This is a genomic window from Cycloclasticus zancles 78-ME, assembly GCF_000442595.1.
Lineage (GTDB): Bacteria > Pseudomonadota > Gammaproteobacteria > Methylococcales > Cycloclasticaceae > Cycloclasticus > Cycloclasticus pugetii.
Genome location: NC_021917.1, coordinates 364,524 through 376,259 on the forward strand (window position 1 = coordinate 364,524; position 11,736 = coordinate 376,259).

At 42.7% G+C, this 11,736-nt stretch carries 11 protein-coding genes; 9 read left to right on the plus strand and 2 right to left on the minus strand.

Annotation, left to right across the window (positions count from 1 at the left end; all coding sequences use genetic code 11):
* The first annotated feature begins 51 nt into the window (after positions 1-51).
* Positions 52-414 carry a YajD family HNH nuclease gene (locus CYCME_RS01815; RefSeq protein ID WP_015006861.1) on the plus strand — a complete coding sequence of 121 codons (363 nt, stop codon included), beginning with the start codon at positions 52-54 and terminating at the stop codon, positions 412-414.
* A gap of 63 nt (positions 415-477) precedes the next feature.
* Positions 478-909, plus strand: coding sequence for an ester cyclase (locus CYCME_RS01820; protein ID WP_020931952.1), 432 nt, complete (start codon positions 478-480; stop codon positions 907-909).
* Positions 910-1,026: 117 nt separating this feature from the next.
* On the opposite strand, the gene CYCME_RS01825 is transcribed toward CYCME_RS01820, so the two are convergent.
* Both CYCME_RS01825 and CYCME_RS01830 read right to left on the minus strand, forming a co-directional pair.
* Complete coding sequence (locus CYCME_RS01825; protein ID WP_015006859.1) at positions 1,027-1,560, minus strand: aromatic-ring-hydroxylating dioxygenase subunit beta; 534 nt, start codon at positions 1,558-1,560, stop codon at positions 1,027-1,029.
* Positions 1,560-2,915, minus strand: coding sequence for an aromatic ring-hydroxylating dioxygenase subunit alpha (locus CYCME_RS01830; protein ID WP_015006858.1), 1,356 nt, complete (start codon positions 2,913-2,915; stop codon positions 1,560-1,562). Before CYCME_RS01830 ends, CYCME_RS01825 begins: the two co-directional genes overlap by 1 nt.
* Positions 2,916-3,106: 191 nt before the next feature.
* Here CYCME_RS01830 and CYCME_RS12865 point away from each other — a divergent pair, with 191 nt between their 5' ends.
* From CYCME_RS12865 to CYCME_RS01860, 7 genes are all read left to right on the plus strand, one after another.
* The gene (locus tag CYCME_RS12865) at positions 3,107-3,280 is read left to right on the plus strand and encodes an oxidoreductase-like domain-containing protein (protein ID WP_020931953.1); all 174 of its coding nucleotides are present in this window, start codon (positions 3,107-3,109) and stop codon (positions 3,278-3,280) included.
* A gap of 99 nt (positions 3,281-3,379) precedes the next feature.
* Positions 3,380-5,383 (plus strand): transketolase, encoded by a 2,004-nt coding sequence (gene tkt / locus CYCME_RS01835; RefSeq protein ID WP_020931954.1) that lies wholly within the window; start codon positions 3,380-3,382, stop codon positions 5,381-5,383.
* A gap of 12 nt (positions 5,384-5,395) precedes the next feature.
* Entirely contained in the window at positions 5,396-6,367 is a 972-nt protein-coding gene (locus CYCME_RS01840) for a type I glyceraldehyde-3-phosphate dehydrogenase (protein ID WP_020931955.1), read from the plus strand.
* Positions 6,368-6,386: 19 nt separating this feature from the next.
* Entirely contained in the window at positions 6,387-7,562 is a 1,176-nt protein-coding gene (locus tag CYCME_RS01845) for a phosphoglycerate kinase (RefSeq protein WP_020931956.1), read from the plus strand.
* Positions 7,563-7,754: 192 nt separating this feature from the next.
* On the plus strand, positions 7,755-9,320 hold the full coding sequence (locus CYCME_RS01850; protein ID WP_020931957.1) for a vWA domain-containing protein: 1,566 nt from the start codon (positions 7,755-7,757) through the stop codon (positions 9,318-9,320).
* 62 nt (positions 9,321-9,382) lie between these two features.
* Positions 9,383-10,099 carry a hypothetical protein gene (locus CYCME_RS01855; RefSeq protein WP_015006852.1) on the plus strand — a complete coding sequence of 239 codons (717 nt, stop codon included), beginning with the start codon at positions 9,383-9,385 and terminating at the stop codon, positions 10,097-10,099.
* 299 nt (positions 10,100-10,398) lie between these two features.
* Complete coding sequence (locus CYCME_RS01860) at positions 10,399-11,484, plus strand: alkane 1-monooxygenase (RefSeq protein ID WP_015006851.1); 1,086 nt, start codon at positions 10,399-10,401, stop codon at positions 11,482-11,484.
* Positions 11,485-11,736 lie beyond the last annotated feature (252 nt).

Consider the following 11,736-nt stretch of genomic DNA (forward strand, 5'->3'; position numbering starts at 1 on the left):
TCAATAAGACAGTGTTGGTATCGGTTGTTGAGAACTTTTGAGGAGGCATAAATGCCAACAGATAAGTTGAGTAAAACAGTGGATCAGGTTGTTAGTAATGCTCGAAAAGATCGTGAGCAACGAGATACTGGTTACCGTGCGAAAGCGTTAAAAATGTACCCTTGGATTTGTGGTCGTTGCGCAAGAGAGTTTTCTCAACAGACGCTGCATGAGTTGACGGTACACCATCGAGATCACGATCATGATAATAACCCTGAGGACGGGAGTAATTGGGAGTTGTTATGCGTTTACTGCCATGACAATGAGCATTCAAGGCAACTTGATCATCAATATGGCTCATTAACTGAAGATAAAACTAAAGAAGAGTTAAGGCAACACCCCTTTGCAGGGCTGGCAGACTTATTAAATAAATAACCCCTCCCAACGCTATTATTACTTTATGCTAATGAATCAATAATAAGAAAATAAGGAGAGAGAATGTCTGAGGTTAATAAAAAAATTGTTAGGGAGTTTTTTGCAGCGATGGACAGCAAACGCTTTGATGATATGAGAGATTTACTGCACCCAGATCATTTGTTCCACTTGCCGATGGCAAAAGAACCGTTGGATAAAGATGCACATATGATTATGAATATGAAGCTGCAAGAGTTAATGACAGATTTTGATCGACACTTTTATGATCAAATTGCTGAAGGTGACAAGGTGGTTAGCAGAATGAAACTACGCATGAAACATGTTGGCGAGTTTAATGGTGTTGCACCGACGAATGAATATGTTGACCTAGACGCTATTCATATTATGCGAATAAAAGATGGGTTGAATATTGAAGAGTGGGATGCAGTCGATTTTGTGCCTTTTCTTAAAGCATTGGGCTTTATTCCAAAAGACTCGAAAGGCCCTTGGGATTAAAGAGTAAGAGTTCACATATGATGTAATGGAGATAGCTCGGTTGCAGTGCTTAATGAGCTGGTCTAAGAAACGCCTATTGTTTTAAAATAACAATAGGCGTTTTTTTATTTAGGTGAATTAGAAGAAGAAGTTAAGGTTACTATCTGGGACGACAGTGTGATTAAACAACATGCTTCTTTTAGCCAGTTTGAGGCTATTGTCTTCAAGGCGCCAAATATCATCGCGCGATACCACCATGCGCTTTTCTACGCCATCGAGTCGGCTTCTAAGAACGGTAACAACAGAGAGAACGTTCCATTCACCCTCAACCTCTGTAGGGAACACCTCTATATTAGACACTGCGTGGTTTATCATGTTTTGAGGGTTCTCAGACCAAACGAGATTTGTCGCAAAGCGAGCAATACGTAGCTCTAATTGTTTTTTATAGTCATTAAAAATATTTGCGTCGAGAGGTTTGATGGCCTGCTTTTTTTCTTCACGTAAATAGCGAGCGGGTACGGGCATATAGTAATAAATATCGTCCGTTAGCATCGCTAGCCATTGGTCATACTCTTCATGGTCAAGTAGACGCGCTTCTTTATACAGAAGTGTTTGGAAGGTTTGGTAGGTGTCCGCATCAACAGCATTTTTAAAAGGAGATGGTTGACTCATTAGTTTTGTCCTCTTGTTGCATTTGCTTCTTCTAGGCTGTTGTAGTTTGGAACGGCGCTCCAATCTTTTGCTGCCATCATTTCTTGCCAGCGACGGTAGAAATATCGTTGGTTTTGTTCACCAACAAGGCCGTCACTAACGACGCCAGGCATTTCAGGGTGTGAGTACTCTTTGCCTAAGCCCATATTGGTGTATACATCTTTTTGGCGGGTTTGTAGGCCTCTGTTTTGTGAAGTACAGGCGGCAAAGTTTTCACCATCATCGTTATCAAACATGCCGGCGGCGCCAAATGTTCGGCAAACATTGTCGAGCACAGTTTGTTTTAACTCGTCTGACATCTCTTTATCAACCATCGCCCACGTCCACATTTCCATTTTTCCTGGACCTTTTGGATGATAAACACGGAACCAATTAAGCCCCGGTAACATTTGCACATTGGGGAAAATAGTCATGTTGATTTGCGAGCCCCAAAATTGCTTACCACGCGTTTCGCCAAGGCGTGAAATAACAGTCTCTCGGTTTTCTTCAAGGTAGCTAACAGGTAGGCTTGGATCAGGGTAGAACGCATAACCTGATTGCCCATCAAGAGATGAAATAATCGAGTGACCATTCATGCCACCACCAGCCATAGCAGTTGAGCTATCTACTTTAGTATTGCCTAGAGAAAGGCTTTCAATGTCCATTGAGGTAGCAACAGTCATAACACCTGCATGAGCCCAGCCAATATGATAGCCATCGCCGCAGGCGTTTTCGACAGGTAGTTTCCAGTTGACAGGGTATTCAACTTTTTGCGTTGAGCCGATTAACTCGGTGCCTTCTGGCATGGCGTCGAGCCAAACATCTAAGTACCATTTCATATCACCCAAATAATCATCTAAAGTCGGTGATTCTGGATCAAAGTTACCAAAAATTAACCCTTTATAGCTATCTACCTTGCAAACAGGGTGTAAGCCAAATTTGGATTTATCGAGTTCATTGTAATAAGCATCCTCTTCCAGCGGGACAGATTGAAGCGTGCCATCTGCGGCAAAGCTCCACCCATGGTAGCTACAAGTAAACTGCTTGGCATTGCCTTTATCTGCCTTACAAACACGGTTGCCGCGATGGGTGCAGGTGTTAAGGAAGGCTTTGACCGATTGGTCTTTTTGACGAATAACGAGGACCTCATCTTCACCCATAAAGGTCCTAAAATAGTCACCTGGATCAGGAATTTGGCTTTCGTGCGCTAAAAATAACCAGCATTTGCCAAAGATTCTTTCTTGTTCTTGCTCATAGATGTCTTGTTCATGAAAAATAGATCTACTTTGTCGACCAGTTGTATTGTCGACCAGTTGGCTAACGTCCACTTTACCCATAATGTTCCCCTTATGTGTTGAATTTGAGAAGGATGATTAATAACTATCCATCTAGTATATATTTATCGTTCAATGCTTGTCTAACGCTTGGTTGGTAAAAGCGATGAGGTTGGGCAAAAAGATTGATCCAAGGCATTTTTTCTAAAAAGAGTAATCGATAACTTAATTTAAGCTGCCATAATATTAAGGTGATGACTGTGATACCAAAAAAAATACTAAAACCCAAACGCCCAGAAAATGATGATTGTTGTGGTGGAGGGAGCTGTTGCCCGTGCGTTTGGGAGGACTACTTTAATCAACTGGATCTATGGAATGAGCAGCAAGTTAAGGAAAAACTTGATAATACGTTAGATAAGACAGACTGACTAACGCTATATCTTCTTAACGCTTCAGTGTAAAATTCACCATTTCAAAATTAGTGCGTTACGCGCTGATTATCAATCGATTAACAATAAGCAAAGATCATGAGCCCAAGACCTTCTCGTCAAACACTAGCGAATGCTATTCGTGTCCTTAGTATGGATGCTGTCCAACAAGCCAACTCAGGACACCCCGGTGCACCGATGGGGATGGCAGATATTGCAGAAGTACTATGGAATGACTTTTTGTCGCATAACCCAGCCAATCCACACTGGGTGAATAGAGATCGCTTCGTATTATCGAACGGTCATGGCTCGATGTTGTTATATTCGTTATTGCATTTGTCGGGTTACGATTTAGATATTGAAGACATTCGTAATTTTCGTCAGCTGCACTCTAAAACACCGGGTCACCCAGAATACGGATATGCGCCAGGGGTAGAAACAACGACAGGTCCTTTAGGTCAAGGTATTAGCAACGCGGTGGGTATGGCTTTAGCTGAAAAGGTATTAGCTGCACAATTTAATCAACCTAACTTCAAGGTGGTTGATCATTACACGTATACCTTTATGGGGGATGGTTGCTTGATGGAGGGCATTTCGCATGAAGCATGTTCTTATGCGGGTACGCTTGGCTTAGGCAAATTAATAGCGTTTTGGGATGATAACGGTATCTCGATTGATGGCGATGTAGAGGGTTGGTTTACCGATGATACGCCAGCACGTTTTGAAGCCTATGGTTGGCAAGTAGTTCGTGATGTAGATGGGCATAATGCTAATGACATCAAGCAGGCGATTGAGCAAGCACAAAAAGAAACGAATAAACCCACGTTAATTTGCTGTAAAACAGTGATTGGCTCTGGTGCGCCTAATAAAGAAGGGACGCATCATGTACATGGCGCTCCATTGGGTGCCGAAGAAATAGCCGCTACCAGAAAAGCATTAGGTTGGACAGCGCCTGCCTTTGAAATTCCAGCTGAGGTAAAGAATGCGTGGGATGCAAACGATAAAGGTGAACAAGCAGAAGCTCAATGGGAAGAGTTATTAGAAGCTTATGTGGCTGAATACCCAGACCTAGCTGATGAACTATTGCGTCGTTTATCGGGTGAGTTAAGTGCTGATTGGGCAGAAAAATCAGAGGCATTTGTGCAGGCAGCGCAGCAGGCAGGTGAAACCATTGCCTCACGTAAAGCATCATTAAACACACTTAATGGTTACGGTCCTTTATTGCCCGAGCTTTTAGGGGGATCAGCTGATTTAACTGGCTCTAATTTAACTAAATGGTCAGGGTGTACAGATGTTGATGGGACGAATGCCAACGGCAACTATCTTCATTACGGCGTGCGTGAATTTGGCATGAGCGCAATTCAAAATGGCATTGCATTACATGGCGGCTTTATTCCTTATGGTGCAACGTTTTTAACATTTTCTGATTATGCTCGTAATGCTGTGCGTATGGCTGCATTGATGAAATTACGAAATATTTTTGTTTTCACGCATGACTCGATAGGGTTGGGTGAAGACGGACCAACACACCAATCGGTTGAGCATGTCTCAAGTTTACGGTTAATTCCAAACTTAGATGTATGGCGTCCGTGTGATGCGGTTGAATCTGCTGTTGCATGGAAGTATGCGGTTGAAAATGAAAGCACGCCGTCAGCGCTAATTTTTACTCGTCAAAACGTACAGCACCAGCCACGCACAGCTGACCAAGTGGCGGCTATTTCAAAAGGGGGTTATATCCTTAAAGATTGTGAAGGTGAGCCGCAGGTTATTTTAATGGCTACGGGGTCTGAAGTTGAATTAGCGACAACCGCTGCTGACGTATTAGCAGCAGAAGGCGTTAAGGTTCGCGTACTATCTATGCCGTGTACAGACCTTTTTGATAGACAAGATATGGCGTATAAAGAATCTATATTGCCTGCCTCAGTAACAGCAAGGGTAGCGATAGAAGCAGGATCAACAAGCCTTTGGTATAAATACGTGGGCTTGCAAGGTGCGGTGATTGGCTTAGACCGTTTTGGTGAATCGGCTCCGGCTAAAGAATTGTTTGAATACTTTGGCATCACAGCGGAAAAGTTAGTCGAAGCAGCAAAGAACTTAATATAAGTTTCTAAACTCATGGGTATTCGTATAGCCATTAATGGGTTTGGTCGAATTGGGCGCAGTGTACTCAAGGCACTGTATGCGTCTAACCGTCAAGAGCAGATTCAGGTGGTAGCCATTAATGACATTGAGTCATTTAGCACCGTAGCCGAGCATGTAAAAAATGATTTATCTGGGCTGAACATAAAGCTGTCTACTGATAAGAACACCCTGCTGATGGCAGGTAGGGATGTGCATTATTCGTCACAGGCAAACCCTGTGAAACTGCCTTGGAAATCGCTGAATATTGATGTAGTGCTTGAGTGTACAGGGCAATTTACTCAAGCAGAATCCGCCCATATGCATATTTTGGCAGGGGCTAAAAAAGTCCTTATTTCTGCCCTATCAGATGATAAGGTTGATGCCACGATAGTGTACGGTGTAAACCAGGCAGATCTAAAAGCAGAACATAAAGTCGTTTCAAATGGCTCTTGCACATTAAATTGTTTAGCCCACATGGTAAGTGTTTTAGATGCTGCGATGGGCGTTGAGTACGGTTTAAGCACAACTTTACATGCTTACGATGATAGGCATGAGTCAATGGTTGAGCAAATACCCATGATTCCAACTAAAACAAATTCACCAAACTCTATTGGCCTAGTGTTGCCGCACATGAAAGGAAAAATAGATGGGCTTTCTATTCGCTTATCTACTATCAGTGTAGCGATGCTGGATGTGACCTTTAGCAGTAAAAATCAGACAACAGTCGCTGAGGTTAATGAGCGAATGCGGCAGGCAGCCAGTGCTAGTCTGCAAGGGGCGCTTGGTTATAGTGAGGAAAATGCAGTGTCAACAGACTTTAGCGCTCATCCTGCTTCGTGTGTTTTTGATGCTACGCAAACTAAGGTGACATCAGGTCGGCTCGTTAAGGTCGTTGGCTGGTTTGATAATGAGTGGGGCTTTTCAAATCGAATGCTGGACACCGCGCAAGCGATGATGACGAATTAAGAAACATAAAGGAACTCAGATGACGATTATAAAGATGCAAGATATAAATTTATCTGGCAAACGCGTACTGATCAGAGAAGATTTGAATGTGCCTATTAAGGCAGGGAAAGTAACCAGTGATGCGCGTATTAGGGCTAGTCTGCCAACCATCCAACAGGCGCACAATGCAGGTGCGGTGGTGATGTTAATGTCACATATCGGGCGCCCAATTGAAGGACAGTATGATGAGACCTTTAGTTTGAAACCAGTGGCAGAGCATTTGTCTACCTTGTTGGGAAAACCAGTGCGCTTAGAAAAAGATTGGTTGGATGGGGTCAGTGGTCAGCCGGGTGATATTATTCTTTGTGAAAATGTACGTTTCAATGTTGGTGAAAAAGCAGATGACGAAGTGTTGTCGAAAAAAATGGCCGCTCTATGTGATGTGTTTGTGATGGATGCGTTCGGCACGGCTCACCGCGCACAAGCCTCAACACATGGCGTTGCCAAATTTGCACCGATTGCATGCGCAGGTCCGTTATTATCAGCTGAATTAGATGCTTTAGGTCAGGCACTATTTGAACCGGCTCAGCCGATGCTGGCGATAGTAGGTGGTGCAAAAGTGTCGACTAAATTGACGGTGCTGGACTCGATGTTAGACAAGGTTGATCAACTAATTGTTGGCGGTGGTATAGCGAATACTTTTATTGCCGCTCAAGGTTATTCGGTTGGCAAGTCGTTGTATGAGCCAGACTTGATTGATGAGGCGAAAGCGTTAATGTTAAAAGCAGAGCAGAATGGTGCGAGCATCCCGGTTCCGGTTGATGTGGTTTGCGGTAAAACATTTTCAGAAGCAGCACAAGCGACAGTCAAATCAGTCAAAGATGTTGAAGAGGATGACTTAATCCTAGATGTTGGCCCTCAAACAGCTGCCCAATATGCGGGTATCGTTAAAGCGGCCGGAACAATTGTTTGGAATGGACCTTTGGGCGTGTTCGAGTTTGACCAATTTGCAGGTGGAACAAAGGTATTATCACAGGCAATTGCAGACAGTGATGGTTTTTCAATTGCAGGTGGCGGCGACACGTTAGCGGCAGTGGATAAGTACGACATTGCCGATCAGGTTTCTTATATATCAACAGGTGGTGGTGCTTTCTTGGAATTTTTAGAGGGTAAGGCCTTGCCTGCGGTATCAGTTTTAGCTGAACGTAGCGCCTAAAACCAGAGCTGTTGGCGCGTTGTTGCGCCTTTAACAACGTTATTTCAGAAAATCTTGTTATATTTTGGTGCCATTAGCGAGCGCCTATTTCTTGCTGCACGGTTTATATTTAAGTTATTTGAACGCTTGCCGATATACACTTTACCTACATAACCAATTTCACGGCTGCTTAAATAGCGCTTAACTGAATTTATGAAAAAGATTACGCATTTTTCCCTAACGTGTTTATTACTTTTTGCCTTGATGGTCACATCTGTTCAGGCCGTAGATTTTAATAAAAATAATGCCATCGAAGTTCGCGTCTTGGTCGATGTGTCCGAGAGGATGAAAATAAGTGACCCAGAAAACCATAGAATATCGGCGCTCAAACTGTTCATCAATCTCTTGCCGAATAATGCAAACGTTGGTATTTGGATGTTTGATGAGATGCCAACAGAGATCATGAAAGCGGGTAAATCCGGTATTTCGTGGAAAACGCAGGCTCTTAAGAATGTAGAAAAAATTCAATCATCTAATAAAACAGGGGATATTGAAAAAGCGCTTGCGGTGGCTTCGCTGGATTGGGTAGAAAAAGACAAGAATGCACGTCGGCACATTGTTCTTTTAAGCGACGGAAAAGTAACGTCAGGAAAACTCATGAAAGATAATGTGGCGTCTAAAGAACGAATACTCAATTACCAGGTAGCGCGTTTAAAGGAAGTTGATGTTAGTGTTCATACGGTTGGATTTTCTGATGATGCGGATCTTGATTTTTTAGAAACAGTGGCTAATGAAACACTCGGTTGGTTTGATGTGGCCAAAACAGCTGCACAACTAGAACGAGCATTGCTGAGGGTTAGTAAACGCTTGGTTGAGAGAAATAGTATCCCATTAATTGCGAATACATTTACAGTTGATGAAACCGTAAGACAATTCACCGCAGTTGTTTTTAGAAAAAAAGGCTTTGGTACTACCCAGTTGGATGACCCGGAGGGTATGGATTTTGGACGTAGCAGTAATAGAAGCGGTGTTAGTTGGCACCGTGAAAAGAAATATGACATTGTGACAGTCACTAAGCCAATGGCTGGTGAGTGGAGGTTGATTGCAGCGGCTGACCCAGACAATGAAATCTTCATCACCACGAATTTGCAAATGGCTGTTGAAAACATGCCAAAAGAGATTTTTTCGGGTTCCGATACACGCATTAGAATGCTCATGACAGACAAAGGTAAGCTTCTGAAAAATAGCAATCTGTTAGATGTTATCGATGCGACGGTCGAGATTATAAATCAACGAGGGGACAAAGAAGTGCTTCCAATGCAGTTAGATATGATCAACGGCGGGTATTTTTTTGTTGATATTGGAAAAAACCTTAAGGTCGGCCCTTATGAGCTAATAGTTAGGGCTGTTGGAAATACCTTTGAGCGGATAGAAACGCTGTCTTTTTATGTCAAACAAAAGCCTAAAGTTAATTATGTGGAAATCAACCCGGTGTTCGATAAAGTACTTGAGCAAGCCGGTATTGTGCTGCCTGAAGAGGGGCTCACAGAGCAGCAGATTTTTCAATGTCCAGATTTGTCCAGTATTGTAGCGGGCGAAGAGGGTGAGCTTGAACCTGTTGTTGAGTCAGTAGAGGAAGCATCAAATTGGGCCTTAACCAGCGGGGTCGTATTGCTTGTTAATATAGTGTTAGCTGTGGCTGGTTTTTTTGGCTTTAAGTTATTTAAGAAGAAAATGACCGTTAAGGATGAGCAGTTGAGCAAAACGTTAGGGGTTTAAGGCGGCTTGTGACAAACCAGGCGGCGAGTAATATTAACGCGATGAATAAACGGAGTATTTAAATGAGTGAGTCGTTTTTAATTTTATTAATTGAGTTGGTATTTGTTTTAACAGCGATTGTTGGCTTGCTTTTGTTTAAAGTCTATAAGAAAAAGGAAGCCCTACAGAGTCAGATCACAGGGCTGGTTAAAAAGGTCGATAAAGAAGCGCAAGGCAGAAAAGAAACACTAGAAAACACGTTCAAAGCACAGGGAATTGCAGCTGATCAAGCAGGGCAAAACGCCGACCGCTTGGTGGGTGCGGAAGCCAATTGTGTTAAAAAGTTTGCGGTAGCGCAACTTAGTTTAGACTCGAAGGATATTGCTTCCTTTTCCGAAGCCGTTTATGGCTTATCAGCAGAGCACTTGGATGTGGGGTTATTAAATGCTGAGATTCTTTCATCAACACAAGTTCCAGTTGCTCCAGTGGTACAGCCAGTTCAACCTGTGCAGACAACAGTTGGTAGCGAACAAGAATCGGTTCAAGTAAATGATGATATTGAAGTCTCGCTTGATCTCGATGCGCTAGCAGACTCAGATAGTGCTGACGATGATGCTGGTGAACAGTCAGAGTCAGATGTAAAGAGTGTTAATACGGCGACACCAACCATTGAGCCAGAGGCTGAAGAAGAGCTTGAAATAGGTCAGCTTGACGGACATGTTGAGGTGTTGCGTAGCCCTGATACAACGGAAGATTCGGATGAACCCGTTGAAGAAGAGGCTGAGTTAAAAAAAGATTGAATAATCAGTTAGAGCTGGCGTAAAAAGTGATTGGAAACACAGCGCCTTAGGTTAACCCTGTATAAGAATTCGTCAAATAATCCGCTCATAATAGGGGGCTAAATACTACTTAGTTAGTGTTATAGGGTGCCTCCCATCCCCAATAAACCTTCGTTATCTATATAGACTTTAACTTGTTGCGGCATAGAGCCCCCAGACAGTAGATATTTGTAAACAATAGTATTAGTTACGAGCATATATTAGAAAAAAATGATATAAATACTATTTTTAATAAGTCATTAGATGTTGGAGAGCTGAAAATGGAAAAAACAAAAAATAAAGTGGTTGCCCCACGCTATTTTTCAGGGTCGTTAATGTTAATGTTGGGCGTGTTAGGGTTTTATCTTGGTGGCCTTTGGGTTTGGTTAGGCACAGCGGCGTTTATTTGTCTTGTTGTGTTGGATGTAAGTTTGCCTCGTGATGAGCAGTTGCATGATGTTCGGGCGACAGGCTTGCAGCATTTCGTCCTTTATTGCCAGTTACCATTAATTGTCATGCTCTGGTTAATGTTTGCCGATATGTTGAGCACGTCGAGTGGTAGTGTGCTGGAGATTATGGGTGGTATTTTTTCACTGTCCTTTTTAACTGCGCTGGGTGGTTTGCCTCCAGCTCATGAGCTGATGCATCGTCATGGTACATTGGATCGCTTTTACTGTACTTTGTATCTCACAGTGTTCTTACTCCCGATGAATGATCTCGGGCATGTTAAAGGTCACCATTTGAAGGTCGCTACTTCTGAAGACAGTGATACACCTCGCAGAGGTGAGTCGGTTTATACGTTTGCCTTTAGGTCTTTATGGGGACAAATGAAAGACTCGATTGAGATTGAAAAAGGCCGTCTGAAAAAAACTAAAACTTCTTTTTGGTCGCCTCAAAGCCGTTTCTTTCAATCGGTTATATTAATGTCGACTTGGTTGATTATTTGGTTTTCGATTGCAGGTATTCAAGCCTTGCCATTGTATATATTAACTATGATTATTTTTTATCTAGTGCTAGGTGGCTTTAACTATACTCAGCATTATGGCCTGATCCGAGTTATTGGTGAGCCTATTGAAACGCGACATTCATGGAATCAACTAAAGCCATTAAGCCGAGCGCTTTCATTCGAAATATCTAATCACTCTGAGCACCACTTAAAACCTACGCGTTTTTATACGGACTTGCAGCCATACCCAGAAGCACCACAGCTACCGAGTATAGCGCTATGCTTTATTTGCGCATTTGTGCCGCCTATTTGGGAAGCTAAAATAGTTAAGCCTCAATTAGCTATTTGGGATGAAAAAATGGCTAATGAAGCTGAGAAAAAGTTGGCTGAGGAAGCCAATATTAAAGCTGGTTGGGTATAGATTAGAGGGATAGAGCTATACAGTGGGAATGGGCTCGCCCCTTTGTAAGTTTTAGGTTTTCCGTTTTTTTTAATGTTAGGGTTTAAAAAAACGGGGAGGATGACGGAAGACTTTGGGGTGTATGCTTCCAATTTATATGGTTATGTCTCAAGTACGTCAAATATTATTGAAGTTGTTGCTTTTAACAGTTGACCAGCTAGGGACTCACCTTGCTATTAATACCTTGGTTATGGCCTAAGGCGAGAAAAATAT

Coding starts and splice junctions, on each gene's coding strand:
- CYCME_RS01815 (WP_015006861.1), top strand. CDS start 52: ATGCCAACAGATAAGTTGAGTAAAACAGTGGATCAGGTTGTTAGTAAT.
- CYCME_RS01855 (WP_015006852.1), top strand. CDS start 9,383: ATGAGTGAGTCGTTTTTAATTTTATTAATTGAGTTGGTATTTGTTTTA.
- CYCME_RS01845 (WP_020931956.1), top strand. CDS start 6,387: ATGACGATTATAAAGATGCAAGATATAAATTTATCTGGCAAACGCGTA.
- tkt (WP_020931954.1), top strand. CDS start 3,380: ATGAGCCCAAGACCTTCTCGTCAAACACTAGCGAATGCTATTCGTGTC.
- CYCME_RS01830 (WP_015006858.1), bottom strand. CDS start 2,915: ATGGGTAAAGTGGACGTTAGCCAACTGGTCGACAATACAACTGGTCGA.
- CYCME_RS01825 (WP_015006859.1), bottom strand. CDS start 1,560: ATGAGTCAACCATCTCCTTTTAAAAATGCTGTTGATGCGGACACCTAC.
- CYCME_RS01840 (WP_020931955.1), top strand. CDS start 5,396: ATGGGTATTCGTATAGCCATTAATGGGTTTGGTCGAATTGGGCGCAGT.
- CYCME_RS01850 (WP_020931957.1), top strand. CDS start 7,755: ATGAAAAAGATTACGCATTTTTCCCTAACGTGTTTATTACTTTTTGCC.
- CYCME_RS12865 (WP_020931953.1), top strand. CDS start 3,107: ATGACTGTGATACCAAAAAAAATACTAAAACCCAAACGCCCAGAAAAT.
- CYCME_RS01820 (WP_020931952.1), top strand. CDS start 478: ATGTCTGAGGTTAATAAAAAAATTGTTAGGGAGTTTTTTGCAGCGATG.
- CYCME_RS01860 (WP_015006851.1), top strand. CDS start 10,399: ATGGAAAAAACAAAAAATAAAGTGGTTGCCCCACGCTATTTTTCAGGG.